Annotated in this window: 26 protein-coding genes; 19 read left to right on the forward strand and 7 right to left on the reverse strand. The window is 59.8% G+C overall.

Annotated features, from left to right (window positions below; genetic code table 11):
* Positions 1 to 8: 8 nt before the first annotated feature.
* The 5 genes from hypE to hypA are packed head-to-tail and all read right to left on the reverse strand — an operon-like array spanning position 9 to position 3,632.
* Positions 9 to 1,019, reverse strand: a complete 1,011-nt coding sequence (hypE, locus tag C2U54_RS10615; RefSeq protein WP_103178591.1) for a hydrogenase expression/formation protein HypE — start codon at positions 1,017 to 1,019, stop codon at positions 9 to 11.
* On the reverse strand, positions 1,016 to 2,137 hold the full coding sequence (gene hypD, locus C2U54_RS10620; RefSeq protein ID WP_103178592.1) for a hydrogenase formation protein HypD: 1,122 nt from the start codon (positions 2,135 to 2,137) through the stop codon (positions 1,016 to 1,018). Before hypD ends, hypE begins: the two co-directional genes overlap by 4 nt.
* Positions 2,137 to 2,415 carry a HypC/HybG/HupF family hydrogenase formation chaperone gene (locus C2U54_RS10625; protein WP_103178593.1) on the reverse strand — a complete coding sequence of 93 codons (279 nt, stop codon included), beginning with the start codon at positions 2,413 to 2,415 and terminating at the stop codon, positions 2,137 to 2,139. The genes hypD and C2U54_RS10625 overlap by 1 nt, the downstream gene beginning before the upstream one ends.
* Positions 2,406 to 3,278 carry a hydrogenase nickel incorporation protein HypB gene (gene hypB, locus C2U54_RS10630; RefSeq protein ID WP_103178594.1) on the reverse strand — a complete coding sequence of 291 codons (873 nt, stop codon included), beginning with the start codon at positions 3,276 to 3,278 and terminating at the stop codon, positions 2,406 to 2,408. The genes C2U54_RS10625 and hypB overlap by 10 nt, the downstream gene beginning before the upstream one ends.
* A gap of 3 nt (positions 3,279 to 3,281) precedes the next feature.
* A complete protein-coding gene (gene hypA / locus C2U54_RS10635; protein ID WP_103178595.1) occupies positions 3,282 to 3,632 on the reverse strand; it encodes a hydrogenase maturation nickel metallochaperone HypA in 351 nt (116 codons plus the stop codon).
* A gap of 233 nt (positions 3,633 to 3,865) precedes the next feature.
* Here hypA and C2U54_RS10640 point away from each other — a divergent pair, with 233 nt between their 5' ends.
* The 10 genes from C2U54_RS10640 (at position 3,866) to C2U54_RS10685 (ending at position 12,362) form a co-directional block, all read left to right on the forward strand.
* Entirely contained in the window at positions 3,866 to 4,324 is a 459-nt protein-coding gene (locus C2U54_RS10640; RefSeq protein ID WP_158251038.1) for a transcriptional regulator, read from the forward strand.
* Between the two features lie 77 nt (positions 4,325 to 4,401).
* Complete coding sequence (locus C2U54_RS10645; protein ID WP_103178597.1) at positions 4,402 to 5,007, forward strand: 4Fe-4S dicluster domain-containing protein; 606 nt, start codon at positions 4,402 to 4,404, stop codon at positions 5,005 to 5,007.
* Positions 5,007 to 6,836: a formate hydrogenlyase subunit 3 gene (hycC, locus tag C2U54_RS10650; RefSeq protein WP_103178598.1), complete on the forward strand. Its 1,830-nt coding sequence runs from the start codon at positions 5,007 to 5,009 to the stop codon at positions 6,834 to 6,836. Before C2U54_RS10645 ends, hycC begins: the two co-directional genes overlap by 1 nt.
* 2 nt (positions 6,837 to 6,838) lie before the next feature.
* On the forward strand, positions 6,839 to 7,762 hold the full coding sequence (locus C2U54_RS10655) for a respiratory chain complex I subunit 1 family protein (protein WP_103178599.1): 924 nt from the start codon (positions 6,839 to 6,841) through the stop codon (positions 7,760 to 7,762).
* Positions 7,763 to 7,777: 15 nt separating this feature from the next.
* The gene (gene hycE, locus C2U54_RS10660) at positions 7,778 to 9,487 is read left to right on the forward strand and encodes a formate hydrogenlyase subunit HycE (protein WP_103178600.1); all 1,710 of its coding nucleotides are present in this window, start codon (positions 7,778 to 7,780) and stop codon (positions 9,485 to 9,487) included.
* A gap of 9 nt (positions 9,488 to 9,496) precedes the next feature.
* Positions 9,497 to 10,042, forward strand: a complete 546-nt coding sequence (locus C2U54_RS10665; RefSeq protein WP_103178601.1) for a formate hydrogenlyase complex iron-sulfur subunit — start codon at positions 9,497 to 9,499, stop codon at positions 10,040 to 10,042.
* On the forward strand, positions 10,039 to 10,803 hold the full coding sequence (gene nuoB, locus C2U54_RS10670) for an NADH-quinone oxidoreductase subunit B family protein (RefSeq protein ID WP_103178602.1): 765 nt from the start codon (positions 10,039 to 10,041) through the stop codon (positions 10,801 to 10,803). The genes C2U54_RS10665 and nuoB overlap by 4 nt, the downstream gene beginning before the upstream one ends.
* Positions 10,803 to 11,213 carry a formate hydrogenlyase maturation HycH family protein gene (locus tag C2U54_RS10675; protein WP_103178603.1) on the forward strand — a complete coding sequence of 137 codons (411 nt, stop codon included), beginning with the start codon at positions 10,803 to 10,805 and terminating at the stop codon, positions 11,211 to 11,213. The genes nuoB and C2U54_RS10675 overlap by 1 nt, the downstream gene beginning before the upstream one ends.
* On the forward strand, positions 11,206 to 11,661 hold the full coding sequence (gene hycI / locus C2U54_RS10680; protein WP_103178604.1) for a hydrogenase maturation peptidase HycI: 456 nt from the start codon (positions 11,206 to 11,208) through the stop codon (positions 11,659 to 11,661). The genes C2U54_RS10675 and hycI overlap by 8 nt, the downstream gene beginning before the upstream one ends.
* Positions 11,662 to 11,981: 320 nt before the next feature.
* Positions 11,982 to 12,362 carry a cell envelope integrity TolA C-terminal domain-containing protein gene (locus C2U54_RS10685; protein WP_103181040.1) on the forward strand — a complete coding sequence of 127 codons (381 nt, stop codon included), beginning with the start codon at positions 11,982 to 11,984 and terminating at the stop codon, positions 12,360 to 12,362.
* Between the two features lie 86 nt (positions 12,363 to 12,448).
* On the opposite strand, the gene arsH is transcribed toward C2U54_RS10685, so the two are convergent.
* Positions 12,449 to 13,132 carry an arsenical resistance protein ArsH gene (arsH, locus tag C2U54_RS10690; protein WP_103178605.1) on the reverse strand — a complete coding sequence of 228 codons (684 nt, stop codon included), beginning with the start codon at positions 13,130 to 13,132 and terminating at the stop codon, positions 12,449 to 12,451.
* A 114-nt stretch (positions 13,133 to 13,246) separates the two neighbouring features.
* Here arsH and C2U54_RS10695 point away from each other — a divergent pair, with 114 nt between their 5' ends.
* From C2U54_RS10695 to arsC, 3 genes are read left to right on the forward strand one after another with little or no spacing between them, the layout of a single operon-like run.
* Positions 13,247 to 13,567: a transcriptional regulator gene (locus C2U54_RS10695; protein WP_103178606.1), complete on the forward strand. Its 321-nt coding sequence runs from the start codon at positions 13,247 to 13,249 to the stop codon at positions 13,565 to 13,567.
* Between the two features lie 44 nt (positions 13,568 to 13,611).
* Complete coding sequence (locus C2U54_RS10700) at positions 13,612 to 14,901, forward strand: arsenic transporter (RefSeq protein WP_103178607.1); 1,290 nt, start codon at positions 13,612 to 13,614, stop codon at positions 14,899 to 14,901.
* Between the two features lie 12 nt (positions 14,902 to 14,913).
* Positions 14,914 to 15,339, forward strand: coding sequence for a glutaredoxin-dependent arsenate reductase (gene arsC, locus C2U54_RS10705; RefSeq protein WP_103178608.1), 426 nt, complete (start codon positions 14,914 to 14,916; stop codon positions 15,337 to 15,339).
* 227 nt (positions 15,340 to 15,566) lie between these two features.
* On the opposite strand, the gene C2U54_RS10710 is transcribed toward arsC, so the two are convergent.
* Positions 15,567 to 16,022, reverse strand: a complete 456-nt coding sequence (locus C2U54_RS10710; protein WP_103178609.1) for a hypothetical protein — start codon at positions 16,020 to 16,022, stop codon at positions 15,567 to 15,569.
* Positions 16,023 to 16,621: 599 nt separating this feature from the next.
* On the opposite strand from C2U54_RS10710, the gene C2U54_RS10715 reads away from it, so the two are divergent.
* The 6 genes from C2U54_RS10715 to C2U54_RS10740 all read left to right on the forward strand — a co-directional run bounded on the left by C2U54_RS10715 (position 16,622) and on the right by C2U54_RS10740 (position 24,152).
* Positions 16,622 to 17,311: a hypothetical protein gene (locus C2U54_RS10715; RefSeq protein WP_103178610.1), complete on the forward strand. Its 690-nt coding sequence runs from the start codon at positions 16,622 to 16,624 to the stop codon at positions 17,309 to 17,311.
* A gap of 213 nt (positions 17,312 to 17,524) precedes the next feature.
* Entirely contained in the window at positions 17,525 to 18,004 is a 480-nt protein-coding gene (locus C2U54_RS10720) for an Hcp family type VI secretion system effector (RefSeq protein ID WP_103178611.1), read from the forward strand.
* A 157-nt stretch (positions 18,005 to 18,161) separates the two neighbouring features.
* Positions 18,162 to 18,707 (forward strand): electron transport protein HydN, encoded by a 546-nt coding sequence (hydN, locus tag C2U54_RS10725; RefSeq protein WP_103178612.1) that lies wholly within the window; start codon positions 18,162 to 18,164, stop codon positions 18,705 to 18,707.
* Positions 18,708 to 18,744: 37 nt separating this feature from the next.
* Positions 18,745 to 20,895, forward strand: a complete 2,151-nt coding sequence (gene fdhF, locus C2U54_RS10730) for a formate dehydrogenase subunit alpha (protein ID WP_103178613.1) — start codon at positions 18,745 to 18,747, stop codon at positions 20,893 to 20,895.
* A complete protein-coding gene (gene hypF, locus C2U54_RS10735; protein WP_103178614.1) occupies positions 20,896 to 23,118 on the forward strand; it encodes a carbamoyltransferase HypF in 2,223 nt (740 codons plus the stop codon).
* 14 nt (positions 23,119 to 23,132) lie between these two features.
* Positions 23,133 to 24,152: a HoxN/HupN/NixA family nickel/cobalt transporter gene (locus C2U54_RS10740; RefSeq protein WP_103178615.1), complete on the forward strand. Its 1,020-nt coding sequence runs from the start codon at positions 23,133 to 23,135 to the stop codon at positions 24,150 to 24,152.
* The last annotated feature ends 127 nt before the right edge of the window (positions 24,153 to 24,279 follow it).

A 24,279-nucleotide genomic window follows, 5' to 3' on the forward strand; every position in this document is an offset into this window, starting at 1 on the left:
CGCCCGGATCAGCAAATTCGCGGCAGTGGCTCGCTGTGGGGCAAATTCAGCGACCGTTTTACGCCGTATAGTCCGGTAAGTCGTACCCCTTTGTGCTCAACCACCTCACCAATAATAGCGGCGTTCACGCCCAAAGGATGCGCCCGCAGCCGGGCCAGCACCCGTTCGGCCGCCTGGCGTTCCACCACGATAGCCAGCTTGCCTTCGTTGGCGAAGTTGAGCGGGTCAAGCCCCAGCAGTTCGCACGCGCCGCGCACGGCAGGTTTCACCGGCAGGCTGGCTTCTTCTATTTCAATCCCGCAGCCGCTGCTGGCGGCAAACTCATGGGCCACGGCGTTCACGCCGCCGCGGGTGGCGTCGCGCAGGGCTTTGATGCCGGGCTCGCCACGCAGGGCCTGGATCAGCGGCGTCAGTACCGCGCAGTCGCTCTGCAGATCGCCCTCCAGACCTAACCCTTCGCGCAGGTTAAGGATGGTGGCGCCGTGATCGCCGAGCGTGCCGCTCACCAGCAGCACATCCCCGGCCTCAATCTGGCGCATACCCCAGTTTACCCCCTCGGGCACCGAACCGATACCGGCGGTATTAATAAACACTTTATCTGCCGCGCCGCGCGGTACCACCTTGGTATCGCCGGTGACGATGGCAATGCCCGCCGCCGCCGCGGTGGCGGCCATGCTGGTGACGATGCGCTCAAGGGTCGCCATCTCCAGCCCCTCTTCGAGGATAAAGCCGCAGGAGAGCCAGCGCGGGATCGCCCCGCTCACGGCGACATCGTTGGCGGTGCCGCAGATGGCCAGCTTGCCGATATCGCCCCCGGGGAAGAAGAGCGGGTCAATCACGTAGCTGTCGGTGGAAAAGGCCAGCCGGTCGCCGTGGGCGGTCAGCTCGTGCAGCGGGATCCGGGCCTGGTCTTCCTGTTCGTCCAGCAGTGGGTTGGCGAAGGCGCGCATGAAAAGCTCGCCGATCAGCTGCTGCATCGCCTGTCCGCCGCTGCCGTGGGCGAGGGTTATCTGTTTCAACTTTCACACTCCTGAGAACGGTACTGATACCAGGCGCTGCACGCCCCTTCCGATGAGACCATCAGCGCGCCAAAGGCGCTTTGCGGCGTACATTTGCCGCCAAACAGCGGACACTGCGCCGGTTTACAGCGCCCGGTGAGTACCTCGCCGCAGCGCGCCTCGGGATCGTCGCAAATCTGTTGCGCCCGGGGGCGGAAGTGACGCTCGGCGTCAAACTGACGATAGGCTTCGGTGAGATGCACGCCGGAGTGCGAAATCACCCCCAGCCCGCGCCACTCACTGTCGCCTTCAATGCCGAACACCTCGGCGATGGCCGCCTGGGCCACGGCGTTGCCCGCTTCCGGAACGATACGGCGATACTGATTTTCGACCTGGCTTATGCCGGCAATCTTCTGCTCCACCAGCATCAGTACCCCCTGCAGCAGATCCACCGGTTCAAAACCGGCCACCGCCAGCGGGCGCTGATGTTCGGCGGCGATAAAGTCGTAGGCATGGGTGCCAATCACCATGCTGACGTGCCCCGGCGCCAGGAAGGCGTCGATGCCATTTTCCGGCTGCGCCAGCAGGCTTTTCAGCACCGGGATCAGCGTGATGTGCTGGCAGAAAAAGAAGAAGTTCTGCACGTTAAGCGCTTTTGCCTGGCGCAGGGTCAGGGCGGTGGCGGGCATGGTGGTTTCAAACCCCAGCCCGAAGAAGACCACCTTGCGATCCGGGTTCTGCCGGGCCAGCTTGAGCGCGTCGGCGGGGGAGTAGATGATCCGCACATCCGCGCCGCGCATGCGGGCGTCGAGCAGCGAGCCATTTTGCCCCGGCACCCGCATCGCATCGCCGAAGGTGCAGAAGATCACCTCCGGATGGCTGGCGATTTCGATGCAGGTATCGATCCGCCCCATCGGCAGGACGCAGACCGGACAGCCGGGGCCGTGAATAAACTCGATGTTGTCGGGCAGGAGCTGATCCAGTCCGAACTTAAAGATGGCGTGGGTGTGACCGCCGCACACCTCCATAATGCGCAGCGGACGGGCAGCGGTATAGGCCAGCAGCCCGGCCCGGGCCTTCAGGGCCTCGATCAGCTGCATCACCTTTTGCGGGTCGCGGTATTCATCAACAAAGCGCATCAGCGGGGCTCCTCGCCAAACAGCAGCGGGCCAACGTCCGGCTCCACCTCAAACATGTTCTGCAGGGCGGCGAGGGTATCCAGCGCCTCCTCTTCGTTAATCACGCTCATGGCAAAGCCGACATGCACCAGCACCCACTGCCCGAGACGGCTCTGGCCCTTTTCGTCGCAATCGCCAACAAGGGTCAGATCCACATCGCGCAGTACGCCGCACACCTCCACGCTGGCCTGCATGCCGTCATGGATGGCGCTGATCTTTCCAGGAATGCCTATGCACATCGCTGCGCCTCCAGCCAGTCGAGCCAGGCGTCCATCCCGTCGCCGCGGGTGGCGGAGACCAGCAGAATCGCAATCTCCGGGTTCACTTCCCGGGCGGCGGCGAGGCATTTCTCCACGTCAAAATTCAGATAGGGCAGCAGGTCGACCTTGTTCAGCAGCATCAGCGAGGCGGCGGCGAACATGTGCGGGTACTTCAGCGGCTTATCCTCGCCTTCGGTAACGGAGAGCACCGCCACCTTATGGCGTTCGCCAAGATCGAAGCTCGCCGGGCAGACCAGGTTGCCGACGTTCTCAATAAACATAATGCCGCCATCCTCCAGCGGCAGGCGCGTCATCGCATCCGCGATCATCTGCGCGTCGAGATGGCAGCCCTTGCCGGTGTTGACCTGGATGGCGGGGGTGCCGGTGGCGCGGATCCGCTCGGCGTCGTTCACCGTCTGCTGATCGCCCTCGATCACCGCGCAGGGTACGCGCTGCTGCAAACGTTTTAAGGTCTCGGTCAGCAGGGTGGTTTTACCGGAGCCGGGGCTGGAGACCAGGTTCAGCGCCAGCTGGTTGCGGGCGCTGAATAGCGCGCGGTTGCGCCGGGCGAGCGCATTATTTTTGCCCAGCACGTCCATCTCGATCTCCACCATTTTGCGCTGGCTGAGGCCGGGCGCATGGGTGCCCGCCTCGCCGTGGCCGTAATCCAGCTGGCCTGCCAGGGGCTCTGTCGGGGTAAAAGCCTGAGCGTCCACGCGGGTGATGCGCAGCGCCGGACGGTGTGCCGGCGCAAAGGGGGCGCTGCGAAAAGCGGAGTGCGGATTATGCTCATCGCCTTCAATATAGAGGTTGCCCTGATCGCAACCGCAGGTGGTACACATGGTTTACTCCTGTTCAATTTCCAGACGCGTGATATGCAGCCCGTCGTCAGCGACGATATTCAGGTTCGCCCCGCCGCACTGCGGGCAGCGTCGTACGCGGTGGGTCACCAGCTCGACGTAGGCTTTGCAATCCTGACACCAGCATTCCGCCTGCTGTTCTTCGAGATGCAGGGCGCAGCCTTCGGCGACCGTCTCGCGGCACACCAGCTCAAAGCAAAACTGCAGGGCGCTGCTCTCCACGCAGGAGAAGGCGCCGACGCGCAACCAGACGCCCGTCACGCGTTTCGCCTGATGCTGGTGAGCCTGTTTTTCGATCAATTCCAGCGCCTGCTGGCAGAGGGTGATTTCGTGCATTGTGCTGTTCCCGGTAAAGTCTGGCCGGATTAAGCAATATTGATGCCATCTTTTAGCAGCAGGGTGGCGAGAGCGGACACGCTGCCCGGTCAAAGATGACGAAATGACATGTCATTTTGTGTGATCTTTTCGGCTTTAAAAATAATTTACCTTAAAATTCAAAAAATTAAAAAATGGCACGAAACGTGCTTAAGGGAGCGAACTCTTTACACATTACGCATCAGGTACGTCACATGACACTTTCCGAATTAAGTGAGAAGGCCACCATCATTGCCGGACAGCAGCGGGTGCTGCGATCCCACTGGAACCACTACGGCAATTCGTTGATTCAGGCCATCACCCTCTCTAAAGCCAGCCTGCACCTTACCGTGGGCTGCAACACCGACAGCGGGCTCGGCTTCTGGCTGTTCGACCACTTCCTTATCCGCGTCACGCCGGAGCAGGCGTTCAACGGCCATATCTTCAGTTACACCGTTGAAGAGCGCGATAACCCCGAAAGCGTGCTGATTGGCCACGCCCGTCTCGGGGACGATGGCATGCTGGATGGCGAGATCAACGTCGACCAGCGTGAGGCGGTGCTGAACCATTTCCTGAACAAAATCAGCGGGGTTTACGCCGCGATCTGGCAGGCAACGCAACGCGGCGAATCCCTGACCCTCGCCGTCCTCGCGCAGCACCACGCTGCGGTCTGAGCCGGGTGTCGACAGGTGTCGAAAATGACACTTCCGCCCGTTTTTCGTCAAAAATGACTATCACCAGAGGAAACCAGGTGAATCGTTTTGTAATTGCTGATCCCTCGCTCTGTATCGGCTGCCACACCTGTGAGGCGGCCTGTTCAGAAAACCATCGCCAGCATGGCCTGCAAAGCCAGCCGCGGCTGAAAGTGATGCGTAACAGTAAAGACTCCGCGCCGCAGCTCTGTCATCACTGCGAAGACGCCCCCTGCGCCCAGGTCTGCCCGGTCAACGCCATCACCCGCGTTGACGGCGCTATCCAGCTCAATGAAAGCCTGTGCGTCAGCTGCAAGCTGTGCGGCATCGCCTGTCCGTTCGGCGCCATCGAGTTTGCCGGCAGCCGCCCGCTGGCGATCCCCGCCAACAGCAACACCAGCAAAGCGCCGATGGCGCCCCCGGCTCCGGCCCGCGTCAGCCCGTTCCTCGACTGGGTGCCGGGCGTGCGCGCCATCGCGGTGAAGTGCGACCTGTGCCACTTCGACCCGGACGGCCCGGCGTGCGTACGCACCTGTCCGACCAAATCCCTGCGTCTGGTGAATAACCAGGATATCGCCCGCGCCAGCAAGCGCAAACGCGAGCTCACTATCAATACGGATCTGGGCGATCTGTCGTTGTTCCAGTCGCAACAAGGAGAGCGCTGATGAATGCCTTTTCGTTAATTAACCAGGCGCTGGGCTGGTACCTCGTCAGCGCCGTGCTGGCGCTGGTGTTCAGCGCCAACCGCACGCTCAGCGGCGCCATCACCGGCTTTGGCGGGGCGATTGCCAGCGCCCTGGCGGTAACCGCGGGGGGAATTGCGCTGCTGGCCGCGCCGCACATCTCCCAGCCGGGGGAGATCGCCTGGCTTCACGTCAACATCCAGATGACCGGTATCCGGGCGGTGTGGCTTATCGCCATCGGTCTGCCGGCGCTGCTCATCAGCCTCTTTACCGTCGCCTGGCATCGCCACCCGCAGGCTAAAAGTAACGGCCTGCTGACCAACCTGCTGATGGCCGCCGCCGTCGCCGCGATCATGGTTGATAACCTCGGCTGGCTGGTGGTGATGGCGGAGATCATGGCCCTGTGCGGCGCGTTTCTTACCGGCTGCGCTCAGTCCGGCAAGCTCTGGTTTGTGCTGGGGCGTCTGGGGACGCTGCTGCTGGCCTTCGCCTGCTGGCAGGCGTGGCGCTACTACGGCACCCTGGACTTTGCGGTAATGGGGGCGATGGCCTCTGACCAGGCGCCGGGAGCCAGCATCTGGCTGCCGGGTCTGGCGGGCTTTGGCCTGCTGGCGGGGGTGATCCCGCTGCACGGCTGGGCACCCCAGGCGCATGCAAACGCCAGCGCGCCTGCCGCGGCGCTCTTCTCCACGGTGGTGATGAAGGTGGGCCTCTACGGCATGCTGACCGTCGCGCTTTGCGGGGCGCTGCCGCCGCTGTGGCTCGGGGTGCTGCTGCTGGTGATGGGCATGATCACCGCCTTTGTCGGCGGACTCTATGCCCTGATGGAGCACAACATCCAGCGCCTGCTGGCGTACCACACCCTGGAGAACATCGGCATTATCCTGCTCGGCCTGGGGGCAGGGGTGAGCGGCATCGCGCTGCAAAGCCCGCTGCTGGTGGCGCTGGGCTTTACCGGCGGGCTCTATCACCTGGTGAACCACGGCCTGTTTAAAACCACGCTCTTCCTCGGCGCGGGTGCGGTGTGGTATCGCACCGGCCATCGCGATATCGAGAAGCTGGGCGGCATCGGCAAAAAAATGCCGCTCATCTCCCTTGCGATGCTGGTGGGGCTGATGGCGATGGCGGTGCTGCCGCCGCTGAACGGGTTTGCCGGGGAGTGGGTGATCTACCAGTCCTTCTTTAACCTCGGCACCCACGATGCCTTTGTTGCCCGCCTGCTGGGGCCACTGCTGGCGACCGGCCTGGCGATCACCGGCGCGCTGGCGGTGATGTGTATGGCGAAAGTCTACGGCGTCACCTTCCTCGGCGCACCGCGTACCCCGGAGGCGGAAAACGCCTGCTGCGCCCCGTGGCTGATGACCGCCAGCACGGTGCTGGCGGCGCTCTGCTGCGTGGCGGGCGGCGTGGCCGCGCCGTGGCTTCTGCCGGTGATTGGCCGCCTGTTCCCGGTGAACGGCGGGGCGGTGAACACTGTCTCCCAGCCGATGATCACTCTCCTGCTGCTGGCGGGGCTGCTGCTGCCCTTTATCGTTCTGGTGCTCTTCAAAGGCAACCGCCTGGCGAACCGCGCCCGCGGCTTTGCCTGGGTGTGCGGCTACGACCACGAGCAGTCGATGGTCATCACCGCCCACGGCTTTGCCATGCCGGTTAAGGAGTCCTTCGCGCCGGTGCTGAAGCTGCGCAAATGGCTCAACCCGGTGCGCTTTATCCCCGGCTGGCAGTGCGACTGCACCGCCGTGTTGTTCCACCGTATCGCCCTGATTGAGCTGGCGGTGCTGGTGGTTGTCGTTATCTCCCGAGGAGCCTGAACATGACTTTGATCTACGCACTGATTCAGGCGCTGGTGCTCTTTGCCGCAGCGCCGCTGCTGGCGGGCATCACCCGCGTGGCCCGCGCCCGCCTGCATACCCGTCGCGGGCCGGATATCTTCCAGGAGTACCGCGATCTCATCAAGCTGCTGGGCCGCCAGAGCGTGGCCCCGGCCGCCTCCGGCTGGGTCTTCCGCCTGATGCCGTGGGTGATGGTGGGGGTAATGTTCGCCATCGCCAGCGCGCTGCCGGTGATCACGCTCGCCTCGCCGCTGCCCGCGCTGGGGGATCTCATCACCCTGATCTACCTCTTCGCCATCGCGCGCTTCTTCTTTGCCATTGCCGGGCTCGATACCGGCAGCCCGTTCACCGGGATTGGCGCCAGCCGCGAAGCGATGCTCGGCGTGCTGGTGGAGCCGATCCTGCTGCTCGGTCTGTGGGTTGCCGCTCAGGTGGCAGGCACCACCCACATCAGCGCGGTGACCGCCACCATCTACCACTGGCCGGCGGCGCACACCGTAACGCTATTCCTTGCTCTGTGCGCCTGCGCCTTCGCCACCTTTATCGAGATGGGCAAGCTGCCGTTTGACCTTGCCGAAGCGGAGCAGGAGCTGCAGGAAGGGCCATTGTCGGAGTACAGCGGCGCGGGCTTTGCCCTGCTCAAGTGGGGCATCAGCCTGAAACAGCTGGTGGTGCTGCAGATGTTCGTCGGGGTGTTTATCCCCTGGGGCCAGATGAGCCACTTCTCCGCAGGCGGCCTGGCGTTGGCCGTCGTCATTGCCGTGGTCAAGCTGGTCGTGGGCGTACTGGTGATCGCCCTGTTCGAGAACAGCATGGCGCGCCTGCGCTTTAACGCCACCTCACGAATTACCTGGACCGGTTTTGGTCTGGCATTTTTAGCTTTCGTCTCCTTGCTGGCGGCGTGACTGTAGAGAATACCCATGTCTGAAGAAAAAATTGGTCAACACTATCTCGCCGCACTGCACCAGGCCTTTCCTGGCGTGGTGCTGGATGAAGCCTGGCAGACCAAAGATCAAATCACCGTCACGGTGAAAATTAACTACCTGCCGGAAGTGGTCGAGTTCCTCTATTACAAACAGGGCGGCTGGCTGTCGGTGCTCTTTGGCAACGATGAGCGCCAGCTCTGCGGCAGCTATGCCGTCTACTACGTGCTGTCGATGGAGCAGGGCACCCGCTGCTGGCTCACCGTGCGCGTGGAGGTGGATGCCGATAAGCCGGAATTTCCGTCCGTCACCCCGCGCGTACCTGCCGCCGTCTGGGGTGAGCGCGAAGTGCGCGACATGTATGGCCTGATCCCGGTCGGGCTGCCGGACGAGCGCCGTCTGGTGCTGCCGGACGACTGGCCGGACGAACTCTATCCGCTGCGTAAAGACAGCATGGATTACCGCCAGCGTCCGGCGCCGACCACCGACAAAGAGACCTACGCGTTCATCAACGAACTCGGCGACAAAAAAAATAACGTGGTGCCGATTGGCCCGCTGCACGTCACCTCCGACGAGCCGGGCCACTTCCGCCTGTTCGTTGACGGCGAGAACATCATCGACGCCGACTACCGCCTGTTCTACGTCCATCGCGGCATGGAGAAGCTGGCCGAAACCCGGATGGGCTACAACGAAGTGACCTTCCTGTCGGATCGCGTCTGCGGTATCTGCGGTTTTGCCCACAGCACCGCCTACACCACCTCGGTGGAGAACGCGATGGGGATCGTGGTGCCGGAACGCGCCCAGATGATCCGCGCCATTCTGCTGGAGGTGGAGCGTCTGCACTCGCACCTGCTCAACCTCGGCCTGGCCTGCCACTTCGTCGGTTTTGACTCCGGCTTTATGCAGTTCTTCCGCGTGCGCGAGACCTCCATGAAGATGGCGGAGATCCTCACCGGGGCGCGTAAAACCTACGGCCTGAACCTGATCGGCGGCATCCGTCGCGATCTGCTGAAAGAGGACATGATCGCCACCCGCCAGCTGGCCCAGCAGATGCGTCGTGAGGTGCAGGATCTGGTGGATATTCTGCTCAGCACGCCGAACATCGAACAGCGCACCGTGGGCATTGGCCGCCTCGACCCGCAGATCGCCCGCGACTTCAGCAACGTCGGCCCGATGGTGCGCGCCAGCGGCCACGCCCGCGACACCCGCGCCGATCACCCGTTTGTCGGTTACGGTCTGCTGCCGATGGAAGTCCACAGCGAGCAGGGCTGCGACGTCATCTCCCGCCTGAAGGTGCGCATCAACGAGGTCTTCACTGCCCTGAATATGATCGATTACGGCCTGGATAACCTGCCGGGCGGCGCGCTGATGGTGGAAGGCTTCACCTACATCCCGAACCGCTTTGCGCTGGGCTTCAGCGAAGCGCCGCGCGGGGATGATATCCACTGGAGCATGACCGGCGACAACCAGAAGCTGTGGCGCTGGCGCTGCCGGGCGGCCACCTACGCCAACTGGCCGACCCTGCGCTATATGCTGCGCGGCAACACCGTCTCCGACGCGCCGCTGATTATCGGCAGCCTCGACCCGTGCTACTCCTGCACCGACCGCATGACGGTGGTGGATGTGCGCAAGAAGAAGAGCCAGGTGGTGCCGTACAAAGAGCTGGAGCGCTACAGCATTGAACGCAAAAATTCGCCGCTGAAATAAGGACTTGCCATGTTTACCTTTATCAAAAAAGTGATCAAAACCGGCACGGTGACGGAGTCCTATCCCCTCCAGCCGATTGCGGTCGACAAAAATATGCGTGGCAAGCCGGAGCACGATCCTCAGCAGTGTATCGGCTGCGCGGCCTGCGTGAACGCCTGCCCGTCGAATGCCCTGACGGTGGAGACGGATCTGCAGTTCGGCCAGCTGGCCTGGCAGTTCAACCTGGGGCGCTGCATCTTCTGCGGCCGTTGCGAGGAGGTCTGCCCGACCACCGCCATTAAGCTCTCCCAGGAGTATGAGCTGGCGGTGTGGAGCAAAGCGGATTTCCTGCAGCAGTCGCGCTTTGACATCTGCCACTGCCGGGTCTGCAAGCGCCCCTATGCGGTGCAGAAAGAGATTGATTACGCGATCGCCCTGCTGCGCCATAACGGCGACCAGCGCGCCGAATCGCATCGCGAGAGTTTTGAAACCTGCCCGGACTGCAAGCGCCTGCAGGGGCTGACCCCGGCGGACAAGATCCAGCTGACCCGGGAAATGGAGGAAGCGACACGATGAGCGAACTGTTAGGGCCACGTAACGAGCAGGGGATCCCGGTCCCGGTCACGGTGGACGAGTCCATCGCCAGCATGAAGGCCTCGCTGCTGAAAAAAATCAAACGCTCCGCCTACGTCTACCGCGTGGACTGCGGCGGCTGCAACGGCTGCGAGATTGAGATCTTCGCCACCCTGTCGCCCATCTTCGACACCGAGCGCTTCGGCATCAAGGTGGTGCCATCCCCGCGTCACGCCGACATTCTGCTGTTCACCGGGGCGGTGACCCGCGCCATGCGCTCCCCGGCGCTGCGGGCGTGGGAGTCGGCCCCCGATCCGAAGATCTGCATCTCCTACGGCGCCTGCGGCAACTCCGGCGGCATCTTCCACGACCTGTACTGCGTCTGGGGCGGCACCGACAAAATCGTGCCGGTGGATGTCTACATTCCCGGCTGCCCGCCGTCGCCTGCTGCCACGCTCTACGGCTTTGCCATGGCGCTGGGGCTGCTGGAGCAAAAAATCCACGCCCGCGAGCCAGGCAGCCAGGACAACCAGCCCGCCGAACTGCTGCATCCGGAGATGGTCCAGCCCCTGCGGGTACGCATCGACCGCGCCGCCCGCCGCCTGGCGGGCTACCGCTATGGCCGCCAGATCGCCGACGACTTTATGCGTCATCTGATTGAGGGCGACGAGAGCGTGGCCCGCTGGCTGGCAAACGAGAACGATCCGCGCCTGAACGAGATCGTGGGCAACCTCCTCGAGGTGGTCGGGCAGGAGCGTGTGTGATGAGTGAGACGGTGGTATTCAGCCAGCTCAGCCGCAAGTTCATTGACCAGAATGACAACACGCCTGCTGATGCCCAGCAGGTGATCTACTACGGCCTGGCCATCGGCCATCATCTGGGGGTGATCGACTGCCTGGAGGCGGCGCTCACCTGCCCGTGGGAGGATTACCTGGCGTGGATCGCCACCCTCGAAGCGGGGAGCGAGGCGCGGCGCAAGATGGAGGGCGTGCCGCGCTACGGGGAGATTGTCATCGACAGTAACCATATTGTGATGCTGGCCAGCGCCTTTGACGCCGCGATAGCGCGCCAGACGGCGCAGCAGCAGGAGTGGAGCGAGGCACTGCTCGTGATGCTCCACGCCATTCACCAGGAGAACGCCATCTACCTGATGGTGAGGAGGCAACGTGACTGATGTATTACTCTGCGTCGGCAACAGCATGATGGGCGACGACGGCGCCGGTCCGCTGCTGGCTGAGATGTGCCGGGAAGCCCCTCGCGGCGACTGGGTGGTGTTTGATGGCGGCAGCGCCCCGGAAAACGACGTGGTTGCGATCCGCGAGCTGCGCCCGGCGCGCCTGCTGATTGTCGATGCGACGGATATGGGGTTAAACCCCGGTGAGATCCGCCGTATCGATCCGGACGACATCGCCGAGATGTTTATGATGACCACCCACAATATGCCGCTCAACTACCTGGTGGATCAGCTGAAGGGGGATGTGGGGGAGGTGGTGTTTTTGGGGATTCAACCGGATATTGTGGGGTTTTATTATCCGATGACGGAGAAGGTGAAGGCGGCGGTTGAGAAGGTTTATGAAAGTCTGCTGGACCGGGATGGGGTGCTGGGGTTTGAGGAGTTGTAGCGCGTAATCACGAAGGTACCTCTCTGGAAATGCCCGGTGGCGGCTAGCGCCTTACCGGGCCTACGTTTATTGATAGCGTGGGTTTTGTAGGCCGTGCAAGGCGTCAGCCGCCGCCCGGCAAGTGCGAGCACAATATTAAAACCGGGTTGCTGACTGCGTGTACCTCTATGAAATATCCAGTGGCGGCTTACGCCTTACCGGACCTGTGCCTGTGTTTTTTATTAGTTCTGATTTTCGTAAAGTGGTAAACCGAAATTAATTTTAACGGATATATGAGCACAGGAGTTTAAGGCGTGAGATCGCATGAAAGAGTAGGGAAGATGTTTACGCTTGCCGTTGTGGTCAGCCTTGCGGCGGGTTGTGCGCCGTTACAGCCTTCTGGATGCCACAAAACCACCGCGATGGGGAGTTGCAGTTCTGGCCGCTGGGACGATCAGGATGCGTGGGGCGCGCAGGCGCGGGGGATTAGGGCGGCGATAGAAGATAAAATTGCTGAGCCACAACGCTGGAAGGGCAAAAAATGCCGGCTGCATATGGAATTTGCGCAGGATGGTACGGCTTTAAAGGTATCAACCAGCAAGGGCAACAAAGAGTATTGTGAGGCGGTGAAACTGGCGGCCCAAAAAGCGAAGTTCCCGACGTTTAGTAATCCGGAGGTGTATAGGGATTTTCAAAAGGCTGGGTTTGATATGCAGGGGTAGGTGGCGGACTATTGTTGAAATGTCCGCTTTGTGCCAGAAGCGGACGTTGTTAAGCTCATGCAGTATGGATTCACGAAGAACAGACGTTATATTTTGTCCTGATTGACACGGGATGAAAGCTCCTGATGGCTCTCTTTTCGCTCGCTGTAACGATCCGCAAGATAACCGGTTTGTCCCTTAAGCAGCAGTGTGATTTTAAACAGCTCCTCGGCTACATCGACGATGCGGTCATACCATGACGAAGGTTTCATTCGGCCGTTTTCGTCGAACTCTTGCCATGCCTTGGCTACGGAGGACTGGTTGGGGATCGTAAACATCCGCATCCAGCGACCCAGAATGCGCATCTGATTCACGGCATTGAAGGACTGCGAACCGCCGCAAACCTGCATTACCGCAAGCGTTTTACCCTGTGAAGGACGCACTGCGCCTTCACTTAAGGGTATCCAGTCGACTTGTGCCTTCATAACTGCGCTCATTGCGCCATGCCGCTCCGGTGAACTCCACACCATCCCGTCACACCATCTGACAAGACCGCGCAGCTCGGTAACTTTAGGGTGCGTGTCCGGCGCATCATCCGGCAGGGGTAAACCGGAGGGGTTAAAGAGTTTCACATCCGCGCCCATCGCCGTCAGCAGGCGACCGGCTTCCTCCGCGGCAAAACGGCTGTAGGAGCGCTCCCTTACTGAGCCATACAGGATCAGAATCCGTGGCGGCTCCTGCAGGTGCAGGCGTTCGGCAATGTGTTGATCAAAGCATTCAGTATTCAGTATTCAGTATTCAGGGCAGGAAATTGTTCCATTTTTCTCCTCCGGAGAGAACAGGTGATTTCAAAATAAATACATATGATTTAACATATGTGTATTCTAATGGGAACGGAGTGAAAAATGCTACAACCTGTTCAGCTTTTCAAAATCCTGTCGGATGAAACCCGGCTCGCCATCGTGATGCTTCTCCGGGAGTCCGGAGAACTGTGCGTCTGCGATATCTGTGCGGTCACCTCCGAATCGCAGCCCAAAATATCGCGACATATGGCTATTCTGCGCGAGGCCGGGCTGGTACTTGACCGTCGGGAAGGCAAATGGATCCACTATCGTCTGTCACCCCACATACCGGCATGGGCAGCAGAGACAATCACGACGACCTGGCAGTGTATGCGGGAGGATGTGCGTGAATGGCTGGATAAATCAGCCTGCACCACCTGCTGAGAAAGGAAAACACATTTACATAATCATATATAACGGAGTCTGAGATGCTTTTGGCAGGGAGTATGTTTTTACTGACGCTGGTACTGGTGATCTGGCAACCCAGAGGCCTGAGTATTGGCTGGAGCGCGAGTATCGGGGCTGTGCTGGCGCTGGGAACCGGTGTCATCCATATCGCTGATATTCCCGTTGTCTGGAATATCGTCTGGAACGCGACAGCGGCATTTATTGCGGTCATCATCATCAGCCTGCTGCTCGATGAGTCCGGCTTCTTTGAATGGGCCGCACTGCACGTCTCCCGCTGGGGTAACGGACGTGGCCGCCTGCTTTTCACCTGGATAGTCTTGCTCGGTGCTGCTGTTGCTGCGTTGTTTGCCAATGACGGCGCCGCGCTGATCCTGACGCCGATTGTGATTGCGATGCTGCTCGCACTGGGGTTCAGCCAGGGCACGACACTGGCCTTTGTCATGGCCGCAGGATTTATTGCAGATACGGCCAGCCTGCCACTCATTGTGTCTAACCTGGTTAATATCGTCTCGGCGGACTTCTTCGGTCTGGGCTTTACGCAGTACGCCTCCGTTATGATCCCCGTGGATGCGGCAGCGATTGCGGCCACGCTGGTCATGCTGCATCTCTTCTTCCGCAGGGATATTCCGGCAACGTATGACGTTTCGCTGCTGAAGACGCCTGCCAGCGCGATCAAGGATCCGGCAACCTTCAGGGCGGGCTGGATTGTCCTGTTATTGCTGCTTGTCGGTTTCTTTGTTCTGGAGCCGCTGGGGATCCCGGTCAGTGCGATAGCTGCGGCTGGCGCAGCAGTGCTGTTTGTGGTGGCGAAAAGAGGCCATGCCATCAACACCGGGAAAGTCCTGCGCGGTGCGCCATGGCAGATCGTTATTTTCTCGCTGGGCATGTATCTCGTGGTCTATGGCCTGCGCAATGCAGGGCTCACGGAGTACCTGTCTGGCGTGCTGAATCTGCTGGCAGACAAGGGGTTATGGGCAGCGACGTTCGGCACCGGCTTCCTGACGGCATTTCTCTCATCAGTGATGAATAATATGCCGACGGTGCTGATTGGTGCGCTGTCGATTGACGGGAGTACGGCGACTGGCGTAGTGAAAGAGGCAATGATTTATGCCAATGTGATTGGCTGCGATTTAGGCCCGAAAATCACCCCGATTGGCAGTCTGGCAACCCTGCTGTGGCTGCATGTGCTTGCCCAGAAAAATATGACGATCACCTGGGGATATTATTTCCGTACCGGCATTGTCATGACTGTGCCGGTGCTGTTTGTCACTCTGGCCGCGCTGGCGTGGCGGCTCTCTGTCACTTTGTAATGAGATACTGATATGAGCAACATTACCATCTATCACAATCCAGCCTGTGGCACTTCACGTAATACGCTGGAGATGATCCGTAACAGCGGTAACGAACCGACGATAATTTATTATCTCGATACTCCCCCGACTCGTGATGAACTTAGCAAACTGATTTCAGATATGGGCATTACAGTACGTACATTGCTGCGTAAAAACGTCGAACCTTATGAGCAGTTGGGTCTTGATGAAGACAAATTTTCTGATGAGCAGTTGATTGATTTCATGCTTCAACATCCGATCCTGATTAATCGGCCGATTGTCGTTACGCCGCTTGGCACTCGTCTTTGCCGCCCTTCAGAAATAGTGCTGGATATTCTACCGGAAGGCCAGAAAGGAGCGTTTATCAAAGAGGATGGCGAGACGGTCATTGACAAAACGGGGAAGCGGGTTAATTAATCTACCCACTTCAAAATATCGGACGCCTGTTTACGCTATGCGGGCGTCCGCTTTTCGCTCTTAGCAGACATTCATTGTTTCTCATATGCAACCGCCTATGTTGCTAGCTTATAAAATCGACCATCACAAACCCCAACACCAACCTCACCCTCAAACACATTCAGGGGCCTGTCACAGCCCCTTATAAAACCTGAAATCAGATCTCATTCACCGACTATCACTTGAACTCAATGCACCGTTATATACGGCTCCTTCACAAACTCATTAAGCAGCCAGACCAGATCGTGCAGCAGCCCCGCCAGTTCTTTCTCGACACTTGCGGGCAACGTTCCACCCAGAATTGCCTGCACCAAAGCCAGCGCATAATCCACCTGGGGCGCGGTTTCCTGCCAGCAGTCCGGCATACAGGAGGTAAGTGTTTCCCCCTGGATCAGCTGCGCTATTAGGTGCGGTGGGAGTGCAGCATCACAGCGTTCACGCAGCTGTTGCAGGGCGCGCAGCAGACCTTCATAGAGCGCAGTGCGGGATGCACTGTCATCCGTTTCGATCAATACGCTCACCAGCGCGGCGCAGCGATCGGCGACCTCAAAGAGATCCGCAGCAGCAGAAAGCGGCATAGTCAGGGAAGGGGGAATAACCTGTTCGTCAGATTGCGGATAAGTCAGGGTTGGGATAGTAGTCATAACGACATCCTCTACATGCTATTTAAATTAGCCACCCTATGAGTTCCTACGCTCGAGGGAGGCAGCGCTGACGGAGGTAGGAATACCGCGCACATAGAAAACGGCCAGCCTTTCGGCTGCTCCGCCAGCGCCACCGTGATTGTAACGGGATAAACGCTGCCACGACATAGTGAATGTCGATACATGCTAACGGGTTCCTACGCCCGGTTGCGGATGTGCCGCAACGCAACCACTTTACGAGCCCGATAACAGGAATAAAAGCGTTAACCATGAATTACATAAGGTTACTTCAGAGGTTGCGAGGCGCCTTCCAGAAAACCATGCCGGGGGCGCTACGCTTGCCCGGTCTACGATACGAATGCAGTTGCTTCTCATGAAAATGGTATTTCCCGCCCCTTCAACACCTACAGCGAAAACATCAAAACTGACGTCGTTACTTATGTCGATGACAGCTCCTATAAATGCCATAACTATTACCCAGAACGTTTAAAAGTTCTCATATGAACTTATTAGATGCAAAATATAGTTTGCTTATTTACTCATTAAATTTTACCTCTTATACTCGCTGGTTTGACTTAAGCTAAATTGCCAGGGCGGCTATGAATTATAACAATGACGTTATTAGCTATTTACAAGCAAACAATATTCTTGCGTTAAAGCTCGATCGTGCACTAACAGGCGTTAGAGAAGTGGTTTCAAGGCAGATAGAAACTATAGGCGCCGGTGCTAAACGAGCCCTTTATTACACATCCTGTTTTACTGATGATTATCAGGATGTATGTAGAAACCAAAAGAGTGAAGATATTCGTTTTAAAAATGGCGTTGTTCACCTCTTTCAGAATAATAATATTGCTTATGAAATGCTTCGTATTTATTTTGAGCAGATATTTCAGTACAAAACGTCAGAACAGTTAGAGAACATCAAGAATAAGTTAATGGCGGCAAATGTTTATATAGCTGCAAGTTCTTTTACCAACGCAGGGTTCGCGTTAGCGGTCGCTTACTGCGTCGCTATTGGAATGAACCTGAGGCTTGAAATGAGAGCTTTGGTCGGCCGCAAGGCCGGAGGGGTTGTTGCCGTTGCGGGTATATATGGAGTTATTCAGAGAGCGGCTGACAGTGCGCAACGTCTGAAATATGTCTCTCCAGCCTATTACGCAGCGTTGTACTCACGGGAGCTTGAAATGATGTATTTCCTGGTAGAACCATTATTTGAACGAGCCGGAGCATTCTCTCATTCAACATCGGATAGCGACATAGCCGAGCTCATCACTAAGATGATTAGATAATGATGAATATTATATACAGGATATTCAGGCGGATGTTTAGGTCTTTACTTGCCGACTATGGCCCGTCCATTTTAACAATATTGTTCGCATTGGTGCTGATACATTTTTTTCCAAACGGTCCTTTATGGCCTATACCTGTGTTTTTTTTAGTTGTTCTGATTTTCATTAAGTGGTAAAGCTCAATTTAAATTTTTGAAATAATAAGGACGTTATATGTCTACACCCGCCCATTTATGGCTTGAAGATGAAAATGGCTCTCCAGTTGTAGGTGGCTGTATTATGCCGCTACGGTTAGGCTCAATTGAGCTTAAGTCGTTCTCCCACGGTGTCACCATTCCGGTGGATCCGAATCTGGGAAAGCTTACCGGGACGCGTGTCCATCGCCCCGTCACTATAGTAAAAGAGTTCGACCGGACCACGCCTCTTCTTTATCGGGCAGTATGTGAAGGAAGAACGATGAAGAAAGCCACAATTAAGATGTACAGAATCGTTGATTCAGGTATTGAGGCTGAATATTTTAATATCATTCTGGAGAATGTGAAATTTACAACTGTTGCACCCTATCTGGCTCCGAATGGAATGAGTAGTACTCATCTTGAAACGCTGGAGTTACGTTACGAGGCGATCACTTGGAAATATACAGATGGGAATATTATCTACCGTGACTCATGGAATGATCGATGCTGTGCATGAGCGAGTTCATCATTCTAAGTAAAAGTGCAATTCTGTCATCGTCACTTCTGACGATGACATCAACATCCCACACTAAACCCCTTTAAATTCAACATCATAATTTCTGGCGCGATTTATGCATACCCCATCCCGCTTATTACCTAGCCGGAGTTAAAGGATGAATCGCTTTATCATTGCCGATGCCAGCAAATGCATCGGCTGTCGTACCTGTGAAGTGGCCTGCGTGGTGTCCCACCACGACACCCAGGACTGCGCCTCGCTAACCCCGCAGAACTTCCTGCCGCGTATTCACGTCATCAAAGGCGTCAACGTCTCCACCGCCACTATGTGCCGCCAGTGCGAAGATGCTCCCTGCGCCACCGTCTGCCCGAATGGGGCGATCGCTCGCGATAACGATTTTGTTCACGTCCACCAGGAGCGCTGCATCGGCTGCAAAACCTGCGTGGTCGCCTGCCCATACGGCGCGATGGAAGTGGTCCTGCGTCCGGTTGTGCGCAGCATCGGTAGCGGGCTGAACGTGATGTCGGAGAAGGCCGAAGCCAATAAGTGCGACCTCTGCTACCACCAGCCGGACGGTCCGGCCTGCGTGCAGGCCTGTCCGACCAACGCCATTGTCTGCATCGACAGGCAAAAACTTGAGCAGCTGAGCCAGGAGAAACGCCGTCGGGCGGCGCTGGACACTGTCTCTTCCATGATGCTGTAAGCATTTTCTCTTTTCACTTTTAGCAGGTCTGTTACTGATGAAAAAAATCACCAGCGTTTGCCCTTACTGCGGTGCGGGCTGCAAATTAAAACTCGTCGTTGAGAACAATAAGATCGTCCGTGCCGAAGCGGCAGAGGGGGTGACCAACCAGAACCAGTTGTGCCTGAAGGGCTATTACGGCTGGGACTTTCTCAACGACACCCGCATCCTGACGCCGCGCCTCACGCAGCCGATGATCCGCTACCAGAAGGGCGGCAAGTTTGTGCCGGTCTCCTGGGAGGAGGCCATACGCTATACCGCGAAGCGGCTGGGGGAGATCAAGGCGAAGTATGGCCCGCGGGCCATCATGACCACCGGCTCGTCCCGCGGAACGGGGAACGAAACCAACTACGTGATGCAGAAGTTTGCCCGCGGGGTGCTCAACACCAACAACGTCGACTGCTGCGCCCGGGTGTGTCACGGCCCGAGCGTGGCCGGGCTGCAGGAGACGCTCGGCAACGGGGCGATGAGCAACTCCATCAGCGATATCGAGCACTCAAAATGTCTGCTGATCTTCGGCTACAACTGCGCCGACTCGCACCCGATCGTCGCCCGGCGGGTGATCAAGGCGAAACAGCACGGCGCGAAGGTGATCGTCTGCGATCCGCGCAAAATCGAGACCGCGCGCATCGCCGACCGCCATCTGCAGATCAACAACGGCTGCAATATGGCGCTGGTGAATGCCTTCATTTATACGCTGCTGGAGGAGAACCTCTACAACAGCGACTACGTGGCGCGCTACACCGACGGGCTGGAGAGGCTGCGCGAGACGGTGCGCGAGTACGCCCCGGAAAACGTCGAGGGCATTACCGGCGTCAGCGCCCGGCAGATCCGCGATGCGATGCGCATCTACGCCGCCGCGCCATCCGCCACCGTCATGTGGGGGATGGGCGTCACCCAGTTCGGGCAGGCGGTGGACGTGGTGAAAGGGCTCTCAACCCTGGCGCTGCTCACCGGCAACCTCGGGCGCGAACACTGCGGCGTCGGCCCGGTGCGCGGTCAGAACAACGTCCAGGGGGCCTGCGACATGGGGGTCATACCCAACCAGTTCCCCGGCTATCAGGATGTGACCGACCCGCAGGTGCGGGAGAAGTTCGCCCGGGCGTGGGGTGTCGATCCCCAGCGGATGGATGACCAGGTGGGCGTGCGTATCACCGAGGTGCCGCACCTCGCCCTGGAGGGCAAGGTCAAAGCGTACTACATCATGGGGGAAGATCCGCTCCAGACCGAGGCGGACCTGGGCCTGGTGCGCAAAGGCTTTGACGCCCTCGATTTTGTGGTGGTGCAGGACATCTTCATGACCAAAACCGCCGAGGCGGCGGACGTGCTGCTGCCCGCCACCTCCTGGGGCGAGCATGGCGGGGTCTTTACCTGCGCCGACCGCGGCTTCCAGCGCTTTGAAAAAGCCGTTGAGCCAAAAGGCAACGTCAAGCGCGACTGGGAGATCATCAGCCTGATCGCCACAGAGATGGGCTATCCGATGCACTATCGCGACAACCAGCAGATCTGGGACGAGATGCGCGAGCTCTGCCCGCTCTTCTACGGCGTCACCTGGGAAAAAATGGGCGAGATGGGGCACGTCCAGTGGCCTTGCCCGACCCTCGATCATCCCGGCACGCCGTGGCTCTATGCGGATAACCGCTTCGACACCCCGAACGGCAAAGGCCAGCTTTTTGCCGCCCCGTGGCGCAAGCCGGCGGAAGTGCCAGACGATGAATACCCGCTGGTGCTCTGCACCGTGCGCGAGGTGGGGCACTACTCCTGCCGCTCCATGACCGGCAACTGCGCCGCGCTGCAGGCCCTGGCGGACGAGCCGGGCTTTGTGCAGATGAACCCGCAGGATGCGGCAAAACTGGGCGTTCAGGATCGCCAGCTGGTGTGGGTCAGCTCCCGCCGCGGGAAGGTGATCAGCCGGGCGGACGTCAACGAGCGCATCAACCAGGGGGCGGTGTACATGACCTATCAGTGGTGGATCGGGGCCTGTAACGAGCTGACCCAGGACAATCTCGACCCGGTCTCGAAAACGCCGGAAACCAAATACTGCGCCGTCAAAATCGACGCCATCGCCGATCAGCCCTGGGCGGAACGCTACGCCCAGACCACCTATCGCGACATGAAAACCCGCCTGCGTGAGGCGGTGGAGAGTTAAATGAGTACAAACGGCACGCGGGTGCGCATTCGCGGCAAAGTCCAGGGCGTCGGGTTTCGCCCCTGGGTCTGGCAGGTGGCCCAGCAGCTGGGGCTCAGGGGCGACGTCTGCAACGACGGGGCAGGGGTGGAGGTGCGTCTCGTCGGTGGGGCGCAGGCCTTTATCCGCCAGCTTGCCGTCGGCTGCCCGCCGCTGGCGCGTATCGACGATATCCAGGAGCAGCCCTGGCGCTGGGCGCAGACCCCGATGGATTTTACCATTCGTGCCAGCGCCCACAGCCAGATGACCACCCAGGTGGTGCCGGATGCCGCCACCTGTCCGGCCTGTCTGGCGGAGATGAACGACCCGCGCGAGCGCCGCTACCGCTACCCGTTTATCAACTGCACCCACTGCGGGCCGCGCTTCACCATTATCCGGGCGATGCCCTACGATCGCCCGGCCACCACCATGGCGGGGTTTGCGCTCTGTCCGGCCTGCGAGGCGGAGTACCGCAACCCGGCGGACCGGCGCTTTCACGCCCAGCCGGTGGCCTGTCCGGACTGCGGGCCGCAGGTCAGCTGGGTGTGCGGCGAGGCGCGTGAGGAGCGGGAAGCCGCCCTTAAGGCCGCCGTATTGATGCTGAAACAGGGCGGGATCGTGGCGGTAAAAGGGCTGGGGGGGTTCCATCTGGCCTGTGATGCGCAAAACGTTGCGGCGGTAAACCGGCTGCGGGAACGTAAACGTCGCCCGACCAAGCCGCTGGCGGTGATGATCCCCGCGCGCCTGGCCGCGTGGCTGCCTGACGACGTGCAGGCGCTGCTGCGCTCCCCGGCCGCGCCGGTGGTGCTGGTGGCAAAACACACTCTGTTCTGCGAGGCCATCGCCCCCGGGCTTAATGAGGTGGGGGTGATGCTGGCCGCCAATCCGCTCCAGCACCTGCTGATGCAGGATCTCGATCGCCCCCTGGTGATGACCTCCGGCAACCTGAACGGCTGCCCGCCCGCGCTGACCAACCCGCAGGCGCTGCGCGATCTCGCCGGGATCGCCGACGGCTGGCTGCTGCATAACCGCGATATCGTCCAGCGTATGGACGACTCGGTGATGCGCGCCAGCGGGGAAATGCTGCGCCGCGCCAGAGGCTTTGTGCCGGATGCGCTGCCCCTGCCGCCCGGTTTTGAAAAGGCGCCGTCGCTGCTCTGCCTGGGGGCGGATCGTAAAAATACCTTCTGCCTGGTGCGCGGCGGCCAGGCGGTGCTGAGCCAGCATCTGGGGGATCTGCATGATGACGATGCCGAACGTCAGTGGCAGCAGGCCCTGACCACCATTCAGGACATCTGGCAGTTTATCCCTGAGCGGGTGGTGACCGACGCCCATCCCGGCTACCGCGCCACGCAGCTCGGCCAGCAGATGCCCTATCCGCAGCATCAGGTGCTGCATCATCACGCCCACGCCGCGGCCTGCATGGCGGAACACGGCTGGCCGCGGGACGGCGGGGATCTCATCGCCCTGGTGCTGGACGGTATCGGCCAGGGGGAAAACGGCGCGCTGTGGGGTGGGGAGTGCCTGCGGGTGAACTACCGCACCTGCGAAAAGCTGGGTGGGCTACCGGCGGTGGCGCTGCCCGGCGGCGATCTGGCGGCGCGCCAGCCCTGGCGCAACCTGCTGGCCCAGTGGCAGGCGTTTGTCCCCGAGTGGCGGACGCTGCCGGAGGCCGCCCGCCTTCTGAACAAACCCTGGCAGCCGCTGGCCCGGGCGATTGAACGCGGGGTGAATGCGCCGCTGGCCTCCTCCGCCGGGCGGCTGTTTGACGCCGTGGCTGCGGCGCTCAACTGCGCCCCGGAACAGATCAGCTACGAAGGGGAGGCCGCCTGTCGGCTGGAAGCCCTGGCCCTGGGCGCCGCGCCGCAAAGCCACCCGGTCACGATGCCGGTGCGCGACGGCGAGCTGGATATGGCCACCTTCTGGCGCCAGTGGCTCGGCTGGCAGGCGCCGGACAACGCCCGGGCGTGGGCCTTTCACGACGCGCTGGCCCAAGGGCTGGCGACCCTTGCGGGCGAACATGCCCGGCGGCGGGCGCTTTCCACCGTTGTCTGCAGCGGCGGGGTGCTGCACAACCGCCTGCTGCGCGAACGTCTGCAGTTCTGGCTGAGCGATTTTACCGTGCTGTTTCCCGGGCGGCTTCCCGCCGGTGACGGGGCGGTGGCTTTTGGGCAGGCAGTGATTGCCGCCGCGACTTTTCTTTGAATCTGGATCTGACTATGTACATGAAATATTTCAATAACCATCCCAAAGCCCTGGCGCTGATGCTGGCGTTAATCGCAACCAATATTCTCGCCTGGGGTCTGGCGTTCTACCTCTTTCACGCCACGCCGTCGCTGCTGGCGGCCAGCCTGCTGGCCTGGTGCTATGGCCTGCGTCACGCGGTGGATGCCGACCATATTGCCGCCATCGATAACGTCACCCGCAAGATGATGCAGCAGGGCAAGCGTCCCTGCGGCGTGGGGGCCTGGTTCTCGCTGGGGCATTCGACGATTGTGGTGCTGGCCTCCATTGCTATCGCCGCCACCGCTACGGCGTTCAGCCGCAATATGGCATGGTTCCACGAAACCGGCGGCACCATCGGCACGGCGGTCTCCGCCTTCTTCCTGCTGGCGATGGCGCTGGTCAACCTGGTTATTCTGCGCGACATCTGGGGCAGCTTTAACAAAATGAAGCGCGGCGAAAGCGTGCCGGAAACGGTGTCGTTTGCCCGCGGCGGGGTGATGAACTGGCTGTTCCGCTCGGCGTTTCGCCTGGTCACCCGCAGCTGGCACATGTATCTGGTGGGCTTCCTGTTTGGCCTTGGGTTTGATACCGCCACCGAGATCGGGGTGCTGGGGATCTCCGCGGCGGGTGCCTCCAGCGGCATGTCGGTGTGGGCGATCATGGTCTTCCCGCTGCTGTTCACCAGCGGCATGGCGCTGATCGACACCCTCGATAACCTGATTATGGTGGGCGCATACGGCTGGGCCTTTAACAAGCCGCAGCGCAAGCTCTACTACAACATGACCATCACCGGCACCTCGGTAGTGGTGGCGCTGTTTATCGGCGGGCTGGAAGCGCTGGGCCTGCTGGCAGATAAGCTGGGCCTGGAAGGTGGCCTGTGGAACGGCGTCGCGGCGCTGAACGATAACCTCGGTAACGCCGGGTTTATCGTGGTCGGGCTGTTTGTCGCCTGCTGGGTGATCTCGTTAATCAACTACCGCTTTAAAGGCTACGACGCCCTGGTTGTACGCTAACGTCATCGCTGTCCGTTCGTCACGACACTTTTGACGAACGGACCCCTTCCCGCCATTTATCCCTCTTATTTTCAATAACTTAATTTTATTTTTCAGGCTGGCATAGTTAATGCATGCCGCTGGGGAC

Source organism: Leclercia sp. LSNIH1 (assembly GCF_002902985.1).
In the GTDB taxonomy this organism is placed as follows: Bacteria; Pseudomonadota; Gammaproteobacteria; order Enterobacterales; family Enterobacteriaceae; genus Enterobacter.